The sequence below is a fragment of the Clostridium sp. 19966 genome (assembly GCF_032335695.1).
Taxonomy (GTDB): Bacteria; Bacillota; Clostridia; order Clostridiales; family Clostridiaceae; genus JACTOJ01.
The window spans coordinates 1-16,548 of record NZ_JACTOJ010000045.1 but is presented as its reverse complement, the minus strand read 5'-3'; the positions used below and the strand labels follow the sequence as shown (position 1 = coordinate 16,548).

At 32.5% G+C, this 16,548-nt stretch carries 15 protein-coding genes, 1 tRNA gene, 1 other RNA gene and 2 pseudogenes; 15 read left to right on the top strand and 4 right to left on the bottom strand.

Annotated elements, in window-relative coordinates; translation table 11 throughout:
* Both IAI10_RS23395 and IAI10_RS23390 read right to left on the bottom strand, forming a co-directional pair.
* Nucleotides 1-426, bottom strand: a pseudogene (locus IAI10_RS23395) (spore surface glycoprotein BclB); the annotation flags it as partial.
* A 225-nt stretch (nucleotides 427-651) separates the two neighbouring features.
* Entirely contained in the window at nucleotides 652-2,952 is a 2,301-nt protein-coding gene (locus tag IAI10_RS23390; protein ID WP_315675731.1) for an EAL domain-containing protein, read from the bottom strand.
* A 317-nt stretch (nucleotides 2,953-3,269) separates the two neighbouring features.
* On the opposite strand from IAI10_RS23390, the gene IAI10_RS23385 reads away from it, so the two are divergent.
* From IAI10_RS23385 to IAI10_RS23340, 10 genes are all read left to right on the top strand, one after another.
* Nucleotides 3,270-3,359, top strand: a tRNA-Ser gene (locus tag IAI10_RS23385).
* An 11-nt stretch (nucleotides 3,360-3,370) separates the two neighbouring features.
* An RNA gene (gene ffs / locus IAI10_RS23380) (signal recognition particle sRNA large type) lies at nucleotides 3,371-3,635 on the top strand.
* 229 nt (nucleotides 3,636-3,864) lie between these two features.
* Nucleotides 3,865-5,490: a DNA polymerase III subunit gamma/tau gene (gene dnaX / locus IAI10_RS23375; protein ID WP_315675730.1), complete on the top strand. Its 1,626-nt coding sequence runs from the start codon at nucleotides 3,865-3,867 to the stop codon at nucleotides 5,488-5,490.
* A gap of 150 nt (nucleotides 5,491-5,640) precedes the next feature.
* Nucleotides 5,641-5,979 carry a YbaB/EbfC family nucleoid-associated protein gene (locus IAI10_RS23370; RefSeq protein WP_315675729.1) on the top strand — a complete coding sequence of 113 codons (339 nt, stop codon included), beginning with the start codon at nucleotides 5,641-5,643 and terminating at the stop codon, nucleotides 5,977-5,979.
* Nucleotides 5,980-6,082: 103 nt separating this feature from the next.
* Nucleotides 6,083-6,679, top strand: coding sequence for a recombination mediator RecR (gene recR / locus IAI10_RS23365; protein WP_315675728.1), 597 nt, complete (start codon nucleotides 6,083-6,085; stop codon nucleotides 6,677-6,679).
* 212 nt (nucleotides 6,680-6,891) lie between these two features.
* A complete protein-coding gene (locus tag IAI10_RS23360) occupies nucleotides 6,892-7,164 on the top strand; it encodes a YaaL family protein (RefSeq protein WP_315675727.1) in 273 nt (90 codons plus the stop codon).
* A 97-nt stretch (nucleotides 7,165-7,261) separates the two neighbouring features.
* Complete coding sequence (locus tag IAI10_RS23355; RefSeq protein ID WP_315675726.1) at nucleotides 7,262-7,519, top strand: pro-sigmaK processing inhibitor BofA family protein; 258 nt, start codon at nucleotides 7,262-7,264, stop codon at nucleotides 7,517-7,519.
* 255 nt (nucleotides 7,520-7,774) lie between these two features.
* Nucleotides 7,775-8,182: a hypothetical protein gene (locus tag IAI10_RS23350; protein WP_315675725.1), complete on the top strand. Its 408-nt coding sequence runs from the start codon at nucleotides 7,775-7,777 to the stop codon at nucleotides 8,180-8,182.
* An 886-nt stretch (nucleotides 8,183-9,068) separates the two neighbouring features.
* Nucleotides 9,069-9,449 carry a BlaI/MecI/CopY family transcriptional regulator gene (locus IAI10_RS23345; protein WP_315675724.1) on the top strand — a complete coding sequence of 127 codons (381 nt, stop codon included), beginning with the start codon at nucleotides 9,069-9,071 and terminating at the stop codon, nucleotides 9,447-9,449.
* Between the two features lie 18 nt (nucleotides 9,450-9,467).
* Nucleotides 9,468-11,129 (top strand): M56 family metallopeptidase, encoded by a 1,662-nt coding sequence (locus IAI10_RS23340; RefSeq protein WP_315675723.1) that lies wholly within the window; start codon nucleotides 9,468-9,470, stop codon nucleotides 11,127-11,129.
* A gap of 91 nt (nucleotides 11,130-11,220) precedes the next feature.
* Here IAI10_RS23340 and IAI10_RS23335 read toward each other — a convergent pair.
* A pseudogene (locus IAI10_RS23335) lies at nucleotides 11,221-11,406 on the bottom strand (peptidoglycan-binding protein); the annotation flags it as partial.
* Nucleotides 11,407-11,496: 90 nt separating this feature from the next.
* A complete protein-coding gene (locus IAI10_RS23330) occupies nucleotides 11,497-11,640 on the bottom strand; it encodes a GH25 family lysozyme (RefSeq protein ID WP_315675722.1) in 144 nt (47 codons plus the stop codon).
* A gap of 37 nt (nucleotides 11,641-11,677) precedes the next feature.
* Between IAI10_RS23330 and IAI10_RS23325 the strand changes: the two genes are divergently transcribed.
* The 5 genes from IAI10_RS23325 to plsY all read left to right on the top strand — a co-directional run bounded on the left by IAI10_RS23325 (nucleotide 11,678) and on the right by plsY (nucleotide 15,981).
* Nucleotides 11,678-12,001, top strand: coding sequence for a hypothetical protein (locus IAI10_RS23325; protein ID WP_315675721.1), 324 nt, complete (start codon nucleotides 11,678-11,680; stop codon nucleotides 11,999-12,001).
* Entirely contained in the window at nucleotides 11,998-12,219 is a 222-nt protein-coding gene (locus IAI10_RS23320; protein WP_315675732.1) for a hypothetical protein, read from the top strand. The genes IAI10_RS23325 and IAI10_RS23320 overlap by 4 nt, the downstream gene beginning before the upstream one ends.
* 606 nt (nucleotides 12,220-12,825) lie before the next feature.
* Nucleotides 12,826-13,737, top strand: coding sequence for an ABC transporter ATP-binding protein (locus tag IAI10_RS23315; RefSeq protein ID WP_315675720.1), 912 nt, complete (start codon nucleotides 12,826-12,828; stop codon nucleotides 13,735-13,737).
* Complete coding sequence (locus IAI10_RS23310; RefSeq protein WP_315675719.1) at nucleotides 13,737-14,975, top strand: ABC transporter permease subunit; 1,239 nt, start codon at nucleotides 13,737-13,739, stop codon at nucleotides 14,973-14,975. The genes IAI10_RS23315 and IAI10_RS23310 overlap by 1 nt, the downstream gene beginning before the upstream one ends.
* Before the next feature lie 409 nt (nucleotides 14,976-15,384).
* A complete protein-coding gene (plsY, locus tag IAI10_RS23305) occupies nucleotides 15,385-15,981 on the top strand; it encodes a glycerol-3-phosphate 1-O-acyltransferase PlsY (RefSeq protein ID WP_315675718.1) in 597 nt (198 codons plus the stop codon).
* Nucleotides 15,982-16,548 lie beyond the last annotated feature (567 nt).

Below are 16,548 nucleotides of genomic sequence, written 5' to 3'. Positions count from 1 at the left end.
GCCAGTAGCACCGGTAGGACCAGTAACACCATTTAAGCCAGTAGCACCGGTAGGACCAGTAACACCATCTAAGCCAGTAGCGCCGGTAGGACCAGTAACACCATTTAAGCCAGTAGCACCAGTAGGACCGGTAACACCATTTAAGCCAGTAGCACCGGTAGGACCAGTAACACCATCTAAGCCAGTAGCGCCGGTAGGACCAGTAACACCATCTAAGCCAGTAGCGCCGGTAGGACCAGTAACACCATTTAAGCCGGTGGCACCAGTAGGGCCAGTAACACCAGTTCCTGGTCCAGTAGGCCCGGTAGGCCCGGTAGGTCCAGTAGCTATAGGAAATCCCCAGATTGGCGGTTCCGTACCAAGTACAAAATCACTTACAGGAGGATAACATCCATATCTATTATGATCTTTATAAAAAAATTCCATATCCCACTTTACCTCCCAAAATTTTATTGAAATATATAGAATATATCTACTATATAATTTATGAAGATAAGGGTTAAATGTCACATTTATAAGTGATGTTTTTGTGCAAAAAAAGTTGATAATATAATCTAAATTCTATATGTTTTTTATTTTAGCTAAAAAGCAAAAGCTGCTGCGCAGCTAACTATTTAGTTAGTTGTGCAACAGCTTTCAAGAGGGTGATATTTACTTGTTATTCCTGTTTTCTAATAACTTTTCAAAAATTTCTGCAGGAACAGGCTTACTAAAGTAGTAACCTTGGGCTTCATCACAGGAATTTTTCTGAAGGAAGTCTAGCTGAGATAAATTTTCGATTCCCTCAGCAATAACTCTTAATCTTATATCGTGAGCTAAAGAAATAATGGAGCTTACAATAGTTTTCTCTGCAGTCTCTTCCTCAACCTTATCTATAAAGGATTTGTCTATTTTTATGGTAGTAACAGGCAATAATCTTAAAAAGTTAAGAGAAGAATAGCCTGTACCAAAGTCATCTAAAAGCACATTTATTCCTATTGCTTTGAGTTCCTTAAGCAAGGAAATAGTTTGATTCATATCTTTTATAGCAGCGCTTTCAGTAATCTCTAATTCTATGCAGGAATATGGAACAGAAGCTTCTTCGATACAGCTTTTTATAGTATTAATTAAGTTAGGATCTTCAATTTGTTTCGCTGATAAATTAACGGAAACTGTAATATTATCATAGCCTTTGTAAATCCATTCTTTCATCTGCCTGCAGGTTTCTTTCAGCACAAAATGCCCTATAGGAATTATAAGCCCTGTCTCTTCCGCCTTTGGTATAAATTTTAATGGTGATATGATGGAACCATCTGGTTTAACCCATCTTATGAGAGCTTCCATACCTACTAAATGATTGCTTTCTACGTTGACGCGAGGTTGATAGTAAACCTGGAATTCATTATTTTTCAATGCTATTCTCAAGTCTCTATCTAGGTTAGCTTGCTCTATCACATTAAGTGAAAAATTTTCATTATATATTTGATAGTTGTTCTTTCCCAGACTTTTTGCACGGAACATGGCTGTGTCAGAGTTTTTTATTAAATCTTCTGAAGTATTTCCATGAGCAGGGTATATGCATCCGCCAATACTGGCAGTTACATAGATTTCTACCTCATCTATTATTATTGGAGAAGAAAGGCTTTTTACTATTTTCTCCATGAATTCAGATAATAAGGTTTCGTTATTTATATATCTCAGTACATATATAAATTCATCTCCGCCCCACCTGTATAGGGAAGAATTATCTTCATTTAAAGAGGAGAAAGTGAAGCATAATTTTTTCAATAATTTATCTCCAAAGCTGTGGCTCAGTGTATCGTTTATTGATTTAAAATTATCTATGTCCAGAAATACCACAGAAAAGTCTAGCTTATTACTGCAAAGCTCATTTAAATCAGTGTAAAGGGAGTGCATGTTAGGCAGCTCAGTAAGAGTATCTAAATATGCCAATTTGTTAACTTTTTCTGATAAGTTTTTTTGCTCGGTTATATCTGTATGGCAGCCTACTATTCTAACAGGATGTCCTGAAGAATCCCAACTTGCGCTGCCTGCATCAGATATCCAAATATAAGTTTCATCACTCTTTTTTATTCTATATTCGCATTTGTATTTATCAGAGATTTTACTAATGTAATTGTTAATATTTATATCAAAGATTTCTAAATCCTCAGGATGAATTAAGCTTCTCCAGGAAGTGTTCTTTAATGGTAATGTATGCTTAGTATAGCCAAGCATATTAGCCCATCTTTCTGAATAATAGAAATTATTGTTAGTTATATCCCAATCCCATATGCCATCGTGAGAAGAATTTAAGGCAAGTTTATATCTTTCCTCGCTTTGTTCAAGAAAGTTTTTATTATCCTGTAGTTCAGCAAACTGAACTTTAAGCTCATCTTCCGCAGCCAGAAGCTCTTCATAGGTAGACTCAAGCTTTTCATAATTGGACATTAATTCTTCATTAAGCTGCATATTTTCCAATTCGCTCGAAATAAAAGTCTCTATTGATTTTGCCAGTAATACCATAAAATCTATTATGCATTTCAATCTATTGCTGGATATATTATAAACAGAATTAATATTGTCTGAGTTATATATAGCAGCTGCTTCTGTATCAGTATCTTGATTATTGGAAGGGCTTACTGAAAATTCTCCGCAATATAAGTAGGCCAATAGATCATTCTTAGCGTATATAGGTATGTATACTGCGGTAAGGCCCATAGAACATTGGCTGCAGATAAATTTATCTCCAGGCTTTAATTGAGAGATAAACTCTTTAGAATGTTTAAAACAGCTTTTACAATCTGCAGTATCAATGGAACTATGCCAGCATGCGTTTTTTATATCTCTTTCAATCAATATATCGCCATTTAAATCTATAAGCATACAATTAATTCCACAAAAGTCATTAAATTTGTTCAAAAATACATTTAAGTCGTTTGAATTTATAAAATTGTATATTTTTAAGTTCATAGTACACCTCATGTTTGATGCAAAGTGTCGATTGTTGTACTAATTATAACATGAGGAAATACATTCCTCAATAAAAAATTTAGTATAAAACATCCGAAAATTAGCCAAATAATTACAAAATTAACGTTTTGCTTATAAAAGATACAATGCTATATAATTGATAAATTGTAATATTGTTGGTGTATTGTTTTTGCTTTTGGATAAAATTTCTCTATTGACTCAATACTGATAATTGTATATAATAACACTTGTCATTAAATTTCGTTAGTCATATTATGCTTTTTAAAGCATAGAAATATGGAGAGCGTGTAGGATATGGAGAGATGTCTGAGCGGTTGAAGGAGCACGCCTGGAAAGCGTGTGTAGGGGAAACTCTACCGGGGGTTCGAATCCCCCTCTCTCCGCCATTTAAACTTTGCCGTGCTAGATGGGGAGTTAGCGGTGCCTTGTAACCTGCAATCCGCTATAGCAGGATTGAATTCCTCACGGAGGCCCTAATCTGTAAGGTCTGGCCTGTAAAAGTGGCGTTGAGAACTGGGTCCCACGCAACGAAAATCTATGAACCCCGTCAGGTCCGGAAGGAAGCAGCGGTAAGTAGACACTTTCGTGTGCCGTGGAAAAGCCTGGTTTGAGCTAACTGTACAGGTAACGCTTATATGTTAGTGTCGATGTGAGGTGCACGGTTCAATTAAATAGTTAATTCAAAGACACTTGAAGAAGTGTCTTTTTTTTATGCATAGAAAGTGAGTTTTAGGGGAGCTGGAGACAGCTCCTTTTTTAGCCTTATAAGGTGCGGGAAGGTTCAACTAGATATATTCTTATCTAGTTATATGTAAATATAAAAAATTTAACTTAAGGGGCATTAATCTGCTATAATAATATTAGCTTTAAGCGAAGAAGAGGTGTATGAATATGTCTTATAGGGCTTTGTATAGAGAGTGGAGACCTAAGATTTTTGATGATGTAATCGGGCAAAAACATATTACTGTAACATTAAAAAATCAAATAATAAATGATAGAATAGCTCATGCATATTTGCTTTGTGGAACTAGAGGTACTGGAAAGACTTCTACAGCAAAAATAATGGCTAAAGCTTTAAACTGCACCAATTTAAAGGACGGAGAGCCATGCAATGAGTGTGAAGCCTGCAAAAAAATTAACAGCGGATTAAGTATGGATGTTACTGAGCTTGATGCTGCTTCTAACAACGGAGTAGATAATATAAGGGATATAATAGATGATGTACAATATCCTCCTCAAGAGCTTAAGTACAAAGTTTACATAATGGATGAAGTCCATATGCTTTCTTCGGGGGCGGTAAATGCATTTTTGAAGACCTTAGAGGAGCCTCCTAAAAATGTTGTGTTTATACTTGCCACCACCGATCCTCAAAAGCTTCCAATAACTATACTTTCAAGATGTCAGAGGTTTGATTTTAAAAGGATAAAAAGTGAAGATATATTTAGTCTTTTAAGGAAAATAGTTGAAGCTCAAGGGGTATATGCTGATGACAAGAGCCTTCAGCTGATCGCCAGAATATCTGATGGTGCAATGAGAGATTCTCTTAGCATATTGGATCAGGCTATATCCATGGGAGGAGGAAAAGTAGATTATTCCAGCCTCATAGGAATGCTTGGGCTTGTTACTAATGACAATCTTATAAAGCTTGTGGATGCATTTATAGATAAGGATATTGAAAGATCCATTCGAATAATAGATGAGATTGTTTTATCCGGTAAAGAAATAAACACCTTTATAAGAGATATTATTACCCATATGAGAAATCTGATGATAGTTAAGGTTAGCAATAATGCAGATGATATATTGGATATGTCTATGGAGAATATAGAACTTTTAAAGGATCAGGCCCAAAAGATAAGAATAGAAGAAATAATGAGAGATATAAATGTGCTTCAGGAAGCCGAAGAGCAGGCGAAATGGAGCAAGCAATCCAGAATCTATCTAGAGCTTGCAGCTATAAAGCTGTGCAAGGTGGAATTTGACACATCAAGGGAAGTCCTTTTAGCTAGGATAAATAGGCTTGAAGAAGCAATAAAGAGCGGCAATATAGCCGTGAATGTAATTGATGGCAAAGCTAAAGCTCCCAGAGCGGATTCCAAGAAGGATACTGCTCCAAAGGTAGAAAGGCAGGATACAAGAAAGCAAGAAATAGAAGAAGAGGTTAATACTGATTCTACAGTAACTATTGAAGATGTAAAGAAGGCCTGGAAGGATATTCTTGAGAGCTTCAAAGGAAGAAGGCAAATGATAATATATGCATCCCTCATGACTGGAAGGCCCTATTCCTGCAAAAATGGTGTAGTGGAGATATTGTACGATGAACAGTATGCTTTTAATAAAAACAGGCTTGAGAAAGAGGACAATAGAAAAATTGTTGATAGCGCCTTCAGCGAAATCCTGAATGAAAAGGTTAAAGTAAGATATGTTGTACAAGGTGGCGGAAAGCAGGAAAAATCATCAGAAGAATTGCTTATTGAAACCTTTGGAGAAGATATGGTACAAATAATAGATGATTAGGCGATATATTCTAAGAACAATAGTAATCTAATTGAATAATATATAGTAATATATAGTAAAGTATTATATAATAATAAATAGTTCTAAACTCAAGAGAGTTTATTTATGAATGGTTAAACACACTATATGTTTAATAAGGAGGATTTTTATATGGCAAAAGGTGGATTCCCAGGCATGGGAGGTAACATGGGCAACTTGATTAAGCAAGCTCAAAAGTTCCAGCAGCAAATGGAGCAGATGCAGAAGGATCTTGAAACGAAGGAGTTCACTGTATCTACAGGAGGCGGTGCTGTTACAGTTATCGCAAATGGTAAGAAGCAGCTTGTAGATATAAAGATAAAACCTGAGGCTGTAGATCCCGATGATGTTGAGATGCTTGAAGATCTTATCATAGTAGCATGTAATGAAGCTCTTAAGAGAGCAGAAGATGAAACTGCAGGAGAAATGAAAAAATTGACTGGTGGAATTAACATACCAGGAATGTTTTAATATAATAATGTATATTAAGGGTGTCTTTATGGCACCTTTAATATATTGTCCTTTACATGTTTAAGGCAGGATAAATTTTTATAAAGATAAGGATGTGAAATCATTGGATTTTTACCCGGTGGTTGTTGAGAAACTTATAGAAGAGTTTGCAAAGCTTCCTGGAATAGGCTATAAAACTGCTCAGAGACTAACTTTACATGTGCTTAATCAACCTAAAGAAGAGATAGAAGAATTTGCAAATGCTCTAATTAAGGCTAGAGGTACTATAAAATATTGCTCCATCTGCGGAAACTTTACAGATACGGATCCTTGCGCTATATGCAGTAATCCGAGCAGAGATAAAAGCATTATATGCGTTGTAGAGCAGCCAAAGGATATCATTGCTATGGAAAAGGTAAGAGAATATAACGGTGTGTACCACGTGCTTCATGGGAATATATCACCTATGGCTGGAAGAGGTCCTCAGGATATAAAGCTTAGAGAGCTTGTAGCAAGGATAAATGGAAGCGTGAAGGAAGTTATAGCAGCGACAAATCCTAATATTGAAGGAGAAGCTACTGCTATGTATATGTCAAAAATACTTAAACCTCTTGGAGTAAAGGTAACAAGAATAGCCCACGGAATACCAGTAGGCGGCGATCTTGATTATGCGGACGAAGTTACCTTATCAAAGGCTATGGAAGGCAGAAAAGAAATATAATCTAAAATTTCAATAAAATGTGACACGGGTAAGTAAAAGTAAACTCTAAAATTGTCAGCAAAAAAGATGTATAATATACATCTTTTTTTTATAACTTAGAATAAGTTTCCTATTTATGGCTATAATTTTAATAAGGAATCGTAGACAGGATACAAATTGGGAAAGGAGGAGTTACGTTAAAATCTTATAGGTTTTACGTAGCGTTATTAAAGGTGAACAAAGAAAAAATAGTTGATTTTGTTACCTCAAAAATGGACACGTCTATGGAGGAAAATGAACTTATAAAAGCCATAGAGGATAGCATAAATGAAATAGAAGCTGCGAGATCTTTTTTTAACTCAGTAAGTGATTCAAAACTTATAGATTACGCGATTTTTACTGAACAAGCTGCTACTGCTCGATATTCCTATCTTATTTCAGAGGCTAAAAGATTAAATATAAAAACCAAGCACATAGATATATTGAAAGAAATATCAGCTATATAAGAATACAACTTTATATTGAATTCATATATAAATATTTTTAGCATACAAATATAACGTACAAGCTTTTGGTTGTATAGAACTTATACGAGGTGGGAGTATGGAGGTAGCTATAGCATTCACAGCGGTACTTTTGTTAATAGTACTTATTTCAAATAAAAGATTTAATTTTTTATTTAAGTTTGCTGGAAAACTTATATTGAATTGCTTTTTAGGGGCTTTACTACTTTTGCTAATAAATTTTTTTGGTGCAAGCTATCAATTAAGTCTAGGTATAAATGCTGTTACAATTTTGGTCGCAGGTTTTTGCGGTATTCCAGGAGTAATTTTTCTAGAGATATTTAAATTTTATTTCTAAATATATTTGATGAACTCGGCTTGCTGAGTTCTTAATTTTTTTCATCGCTCTCTACTTTTTACTTCATGACCGTTCTTACCTATTTAAAAATTTCATGTTACGAATTGCAGTATATAAAAAGAAGGTTGCACTCATAGGATAAGTGAAATAAAATTAAGACATAGTCTTTCGAACTAAAGGTAGTTTTAAATCAGTGTAAAATTCAACACTGATTTAAAACAGAGCCTAATATAAAAGAAATTTTTAGGAGGAATTATGATAAAAATTAATGTTGATATATTTGGTGATCCTAACAAAGCTCCTGATGGTTCCTGCGGCGGATGTCACAAAGAAGGCATAGCTATAAAAGGGAAAAATGAAGAGTCTAAGGGATGCTCAAACTGCCAAGGATGCAGTGGGTGCAGCGGAGAAAACGGTAAGCAGACGCTTATTGAACAATTTAAGGATTTAGAAAGTTTTATTTCAAAAAGTGATGTAGCAAGCAGCATCAATTTAAGATTTCATGATATAAATAAAATAAATGTTCTGGATTATGATAATATAAGAATTCTTACAGAAATGGATTATGAAGCTCCCTTTGTGGTTATAGACGATTTGGTTAGATACTACGGAGCTATATCTACGGAGCTTATATACAGAGATGTAAAGGAATTGCTCGCATAAAATATAGCCATTTAAAAAAAGGTTATTGAACACTTAAAGTGTCAATAACCTGGGGGCTGTCGCACTAAGTAATTAGTGTACAGCTTCTTTTTGCAAAAAACAAAATCCCGCACTCGTAAGAGTAAGGGATTTTTTGTAAAATTAATGTATGACTAAATATATCAATTTACATAAAAATTATACTTTAAACGGTGGAAATTATCAATTAAAATTGCCACTAAATATTGATTATTTGATACCAGTTAATGATTCGGTGCGTTTGCTAAGTCAATTTGTAGAAAGGAACTCACAAAATATGTAGATAATAAAAAATAGAAAAGGATGATTTTATATGATAAACCATATAGAAAACCAGATTTTACCCATAATAAACAAAGATAAAAGTGTGATATATTCATCTACAAGTATTCCATTAAAACATTATTAAAACAGCACTAAGTTCTAAATATTAAAATAACTATCCTGTTAGAATTTAATATCAATAGGATAGTTATTTATTAGCTTTAAAAATAGTATCTATGAAAATCTGTATGCCATCTAAACTATTAGCTTCAGCTGTCATCGTTGTATGGTAACTCAATTATAACAAGGATTTATCCTAAATGTTTTTTTATTTTATTCAGTTGTAAAATTATTCAAGTATTTTTGCACCATTATAGTATAAGTATAAATATAGTGATTTTTAAATTAAATGGTTTATAACCATGTATAGGAATTATTGAAGAAGACGCTTGATTGTTAACTATTCCAATACATAAGTCAAAATCTTTCGAAAAGGCAGTTCTATTAATCCATGGTAATTATTTAAAAAACTACTTGACTTTTGCTTCTCACAAATGTAATCTATAACTATAGATTACATTTGTGAGAAGTGGAGGGAAATATTATGAATACAACCAATTGTAAAATATCAGATGCAGAGTGGATTGTAATTAAAGTATTATGGCAAGAACGAGAATTAACTTCTACTCAAATAATAGAAAGGTTAAGTGCTACTACTAGTTGGAAACCGAAAACTATTCATTCATTAATAAATAGACTTGTCAACAAGGGAGCTGTAGGCGTTAATAAAGAAGGGTCTCAGTTTAAATTTTATGCTATTTTAGATGAAAATGATTGCGTTATGGAAGAGACTAGAACGTTCTTAAAAAAAGTTTATGATGGATCAGTTAAACTCATGATTTCTAATTTTATTAATAATGAAAAGTTATCTGAAAATGAAATTGAAGAATTGCAGCATTTACTTAATAAAGGAATTAAGAAGTGAAAGGAACGGTGAAACGTAATGGATTTTAATAACTTGTTTAGGCAGGTTATAGTATTATCTATAATGGGAAGTATATTCGCAATTGCTATATTAGTAATAAAAGCTATTTTTAGAAAAAGGCTTAGCGGAAAGATTCATTATTACATTTGGTTTTTACTTGTACTCAAACTTATGATACCTTTAAATTTTCAGAGCCAGGTAAATCCACTCAATTTTATTAATAGAAATCCACAAAAATATGACATATCTTCATTAATAAATCAAAACATTCCAAGCATTACAAACTTAAATACCAATACTACTAATAATAAAGTACAAGGTAATATTGTTCAAAAGGATATTTATAAGAGGGCAATGCCTGTAAAAGGTACAACGAAATTTGATTTAAAAACTGTAGCTATAATTTGGCTTATAGGGGCTTTATTAATTCTAGCATATATAATTTTTACGAATATAATGTTATTGGTTAATATAAATAAAAGTCTAAAATGTAAAAGGCAAGACGTCGACAAGATATTACAAGAAGCAAAATTTAGAATAGGAATAACATCAAAAATATCAGTTATTTATGATAATGAAATAAAATCCCCTTTTGCATACGGAATTATAAGACCTAAAATAGTAATTTCAGAGCATATTGTTGATAAATTAACTTCACAAGAACTAAAATTTGTATTTTTACATGAATTAACCCATATAAAAAGGAAAGACTTAATAGTAAATATAATTATTATACTATTGCAGGTTATATACTGGTTCAATCCAGTAATAATATATTCACTATATCAATTTAAGCAGGATTGTGAATTAGCATGCGATTCCGCTATACTTACAATGTTAAATTCAAATGAAGTTAGAGATTACGGTCAAACTATTATTAATATGATTAAGATACTTTCAAAACCAAATCTGTTTGCTGGTACACTAGGGTTTTCAAATAGAAATATCAAAAGGAGAATAATTATGATTTCAGCATTTAATAAGAAGTCACTTACAGGTACTGCTATAGCTCTGTGTCTAGTATTTATGGTTGGCTGTTCAAGTGCATCAAAGAATCTAAGCAGCAATCTGAATAGTACTAATACTAATCAAAATACGACGAGTTCAAATACTTCTGCAAGTAACACAATAGCAACGAATTTTTCAAATTCTTCGAGTAATTCTAAACAAAATTCTAATTCACAAATCATACTACTTCAAAGTATTAAAAATTCAGCTTCACAAGGAAAGGTTATTAATTGTGATTTTGCTGTTTATACAACTTCTGTAGATGATTTGAAACAAAAACTCGGCAAAGCAGATAGAGAAGATTTTGTACCCCAGATTAAGAATAGTAAGTTCTACACTTACTCAAAATACAATTTGGTGTTTGGAGTTAAAAGAGACCAAGTTTTTGAGGTTAGATCATTTGACAATAAGTTAAGGCAAATATCTTTTTCAATGATAAATAAGTTTTTTGGTAATCCTGAATATAATGTAGTAATCAATGGCGAAAGAATTATAGGTTATACAACATTGGTTGTGAACAGTTCAACACGAGAAAAATATAAAGTTAAAATTGAATTTGTATTTTCAAAATCTGTAAAGGGTAATAGTAATCCTATATTGAATCATTACTTCATTTTAGATTCTCGTAGTACAGCAGATGATATGGCAAATGATCCTGGTATTGAATGGTAGAATATTGACGACTGTTACAATAGCAACAAAATATTGTTGTAACAGTCATTTTATTTAATAGTTTCTATACATTTTTGTCCAGTAACATACTCTAAGTTGCTGGACCTACAACTCCATCTGCTGTAAGACCATGTTTTGATTGCCAAGTTTCCACATATGATTTAGTTATATTTCTCAATATACCATCAACTGACCCGCCACAACGGAATTGTATATATCTTGTTGCATAATCATGATGAGGATATGGCACACCATCTGTAGGTCTTGAAAAAAATTTAATCTGAAGCTTCTTCTGTCATATTTGCATGCTATGGGTACTGAATACCTGCGTATCCTCTTGTATTTGAAGGTGAAGTACCAGGCTCTGCTATCCATATTCTGATATGGAACTATTTGTAGATGCAAAATGATAAAAACCAACTAATATACCAGCGGACTTGGCTGCCTTATATTGAGAGTCCATTAATCGATTAGTATAGGCCCCCCCCTCTGTAGCTTTTATATAGACCATTTGAATACCAATACTTCTTACAGAATTTCTTTATAATATGGGAGAAATATCAGGAGATGCTATATTCATCGATGGTACAAAGATAGAAACAAGTGCCAACAAATATACTTTTGTTTGGAAAAAAGCAGTTGTAAAAAATCTTAAGAAACTGCTTGCAAAATTAGCTGATTTTGTGGATGAGTGTGAGGCTACATATGGAATAAAACTTGTGTATCAAAATCAGGTAAAATTAAACTATGTTAAGAAGCTTAGAAAAAAGCTCTACGCTTTGAAAGAAAAAGAAAATGTAGAATTTGTGATGGATACGGCAAAAGAAAAAATCTACTGCAGTGCTCTATTGAAAAGTTTGAAGAATACTTGAATAAACTGAAGGAGTACACTCAAAAGATACATATCTGTAATGATCGTAACAGTTATTCAAAAACAGATAAAGATGCAATGAAGAATGGTCAGCTGAAGCCTGCTTATAATTTGCAGCACGGTGTAGATTCAGAATATAATGAAACTGAAGAGTATTATGGAAAGGTAAAACCAATGTTTTGGCAGAAAGCATCTTGTTATCACTGGCTTACAACATAAAAAAACTTCATAATAAAATCTAAGCACATAGAATTGGAATGAATCTTTTTCAGCTTAAAGAAAATTATTAGTTTTGAACGTTCTAAAATTTTGTTTTAAAAAAGCCTTAATTCTAAAGTCTTATTAAAGTGTGCCATTCTTTATCTGTTGAGTTGGTTTTGCCAATAAATATCTATAAAAAGTGTATGTAACATGAAAAAAATGGACTGTCCCATCAGCAATTTTCAATTGCTAATGCAACAGTCCCCTGGGACTATCTAATCAGATAGTCCTTTTTATTTATATATAATGTTAAAACTCTGCAAGCATCCGCCCATAATTAAATGAGCGAACATATAACATTATATATTGTAGATGGGAGAAGAGAATTTCGAAGAGATGCAGATACTATATAGGTAGTTTTACCGCCTATATAGTATAGTATATGCAGCAGCCCCAAAATTGCTACTGCTAATTACAAGAGTAACTTCATATAAAATTAATAGTGCTTAAGAAATTATTAAGAAAATATTAATACAAAATGTGGTAATAATTGATATAATATATTCATGTTGCTAATTAATTACATAATTAAAGTGAAAATGTGAATTGAGTAGGGGGTTAACAATGAATGTATTAGAGGTCAGTAACGTATACAAAAAGCTGGGCAAAAGAGAAATAATAAAAGGAATAAGCTTCGACATAAAGGAAGGGGAGATTTTTGGATTTCTTGGGCCTAATGGCGCTGGTAAAACTACCACTATAAGAATGCTTGTTGGACTTATACATCCTAATAAAGGGAATATAAGAATATGCGGCAACGATATATTAAAAAGTCCAGTTAAAGCATTATCTAATGTGGGTGCTGTGGTAGAAAATCCTGAATTATATACATACATAAGTGGCAGGCAAAATTTAAATATGATAGCAGCGATTAAAAAAATTCCAAAGAAGAATGTAGATGAAACTATAGATTTAGTAGGACTCTCTGGGAGAATCGATGATAAGGTGAAAAAGTATTCTCTTGGAATGAAACAAAGATTAGGACTTGCCACGGCTTTACTATCTAAGCCTAAGCTGCTAATATTGGATGAACCAACAAATGGTCTTGATCCAACAGGAATTATAGACTTTAGAGAGATAGTGAAAAAGACTGCCAAGGAAACAAATGCAGCGGTGTTCATATCCTCTCACATATTGTCCGAAATACAGCAGTTATGTGATACTGTTGCTTTCATAAATGGAGGGCAGATAAAGTCCATAGAAAATATATCTGGCGGAGATATGCATAATGAAACAGATACCTTAGCCATAGTAACTAAGGATATCTCAAATGGAGAGGCAATATTAAATAAGCTTGAAGTGGTAAGAGAGGTTGCTATCGAGGATAATATATTCACTGTAAAAGCAGATAGAGATACTTCTAATATAATAATAAAAGAGCTCGTGGCAGCAGATATAGATGTAACAGAAGTGTACAAGACTCACAAGGGCTTAGAGCAAAGATATATGGAACTTGTAGAAGGGGGGAAGAGGTAATGCTAACTTTAACTAAATACGAACTTTTCAAGCTTTTTAAAAGAAAAAAAACTTGGGTGGTTATAATAGCTTTTATATTGCTTACAGGTCTGCTTGTTTATGGAGATCGTCGAGATGCGGAGAATGAAAAAAAGTATAGTAATCCAGATTATATTATGCAAATGAACAATCAACAGATAAGTATGCTGGAGAGTGAAAAAAACAATATTCCAGAAAATATAAAAGATGATAATACAAAAATAGATGAATACAAAAATAACTTAGATCAGAACATAAGCAGTTTAAAGGAAGAAAACGAAAATCTCAAGCAGCAAAAGCTTATGGAGCAAAGTTCAAATGATAATTGGAAGCAAAGCATAGATGAACAAATAAAAAATAATGAAACTGCGCTGGCTAATAGTAGCAGCAGTGCCAGTGCAAAAAAGAATGATGAGTCTTTAAGAAGCAATAATGAGCAGCTAAAATATCTTAAAAATCATGATATAAAGCCAAGTAATCATTATGATTTTAACGCCTATAGGGCCTTGCAAAATGTTATGAAAAATTTAGGACAATTATTCTTGCTAATAGGAGTAGCAGTGTTTGTGGCAGATATGGTATCAGGAGAGGCAACTCCTCCAACTTTAAAACTGCTACTAACGCAGCCTGTATCAAGAGGCAAGGTTCTGTTATCTAAATTTTTAGCTATAAGCATAGCCGCAGCTGCAAGTATACTTTTAGTGGAAATAGGAGCGTTTATAGTTACAGGAATAATGTATGGCTTTGGAAATTCTAATTACCCTGTGATAGTAGGGACCCAATATCACATAGATACAAGTATCATTCAAGATGGAAAGCATCCATTACGTGCTATAATGGGAAGTTCCTATATAATACCTAATTGGCAATATACCTTGGAGTTCTTAGGACTTCAGATGCTCTATGTGATAACAGTAGTATCTGTTACCTTTATGATATCATCTTTAGTTAAGAGCAGTATGATTTCTATGGGTATAAGCACTGTAGGCTTTATAGCTGTCATGGTTCTTTTGAATACTGTTCAATTTTTCAAGAATCTTATGCTATATATTTTCTTAGGATACACGGATTTTTCTTCTGTATTGTCTGGAGATATTGCCATGCTTATCAATAAAGCTAATCCTAAGATTTATTTTGTGGTGATAGTATTGCTAGCTTGGACGGCTATAAGTTATGCTATTTCTCATCTGGTATTTACTAAAAAGGATATACTTGTGTAAAACCAAGTAACTATAAGTAAGATGTAAAAATTAATAGTTATTGAGGAAATCGTCTCTTTATGAGCCGGTTTCTTTTAATGTGCTGCGGCAATTTGCTGCAAGAAAAGTAATAATTATAAGTTTATAAAAAATTCAGCAACGCCGAATTCTTACCTTAATTTTTAATTCTTCATTTTTATTTATTAATTTGTTCTTATATATTTCTCTTTAAAATAACTTTATCCTAATTGTGTAACAGCTTCTTGAATTTTAACCACAATTCTTACTTCTTGCTTTTACGCCGTTCTTGCATATTGAAAATTTCATATTACAAATTTCGGATATCCATATATAAAGTTTACTTAGAAAAAACTATAGTATATAATGGGTTAGGATTAATTATGAATTTAAACTAAGTTAGGGGAATTATATGGTGATTTTTATAATATATGCACTAATAGTATTTTTGTTTGGATCTATTCCCACGGGATATATAATAGGCAAAAAGGCGGCTGGAGTAGACATTAGAAAACTCGGAAGCGGAAATATAGGTTCTACCAATGTAAAAAGAATATTAGGGAAAAAAGCAGCCGTAATAACTCAAGTTATAGATATGGCAAAAGGTTTGGTTCCTGTACTCATAGCAAAATATACATATCAGTATATAAATGTTCCCTTTTCAAAAGAAGAATTTATATCTTTGTTAGCTATAATTGTAATAATAGGACACGATTTTACTCCTTTTTTAAATTTTAAGGGAGGAAAAGGAGTGAACACTACGGCAGCTGCATTTTTAGCAGTGGCTCCGATTCCTACATTGATGGCTGGAGCAGTTTATATTTTTATGAAATTCTTTACTAATATAGTATCTATTAAATCTCTTACAATAGCACTAGTTATAACTATTGCATCTATTTTACTAGGATATGATATATCCATAATATTATCTGCTGCTGCTGCTGAATTGCTTATAATTATAAGACATAAAGAAAACATAAAGAGATTGATAATGAAACAGGAGTCCTAGAGTAATTTGGACTTAATTTTAGAAAAGCCAACATTTAATTTTTTTAATCGGGACAGGTCTTTAAAAGAAGCTAAGGCCTTGGAGCTAAGACCTGTCCCGGTGTTTTCTGAAACAAGTTTTCTTATAGCATAGAGATGATTTAACTTTTCTTATTTATAAATTTAAAACATAGCTTTATTTTTTAATATTCAGATAAAAATCGTATACTGATTCTGGTGTATCAATGTATAGAAAACGACGAAATAAGTAGAAAAATCGAGTATAATGTTGTTAACATAAAATTATGAAATAAATTTTGTTGATTGTGGATAATAAACCGTGGTACTATATCTAAGTCGCAACTGACAAGTATAAAAATTGAAAAGTAGAAAATACTAAATCAATAAAAAAACTTGAAAAAAATTGTTGACAGATTATCGGTAAAATGATAATATATAAAAGCTGCATGAATGCAGTAAGGTCTTTGAAAATTGAACAGAAGGAAAAATATCAATTCTTTGATATAAGGTAAATCCAGCAGATTTTACAAATGTAAATAGCATTTGTAAGATATCGTTAGAATCAAGT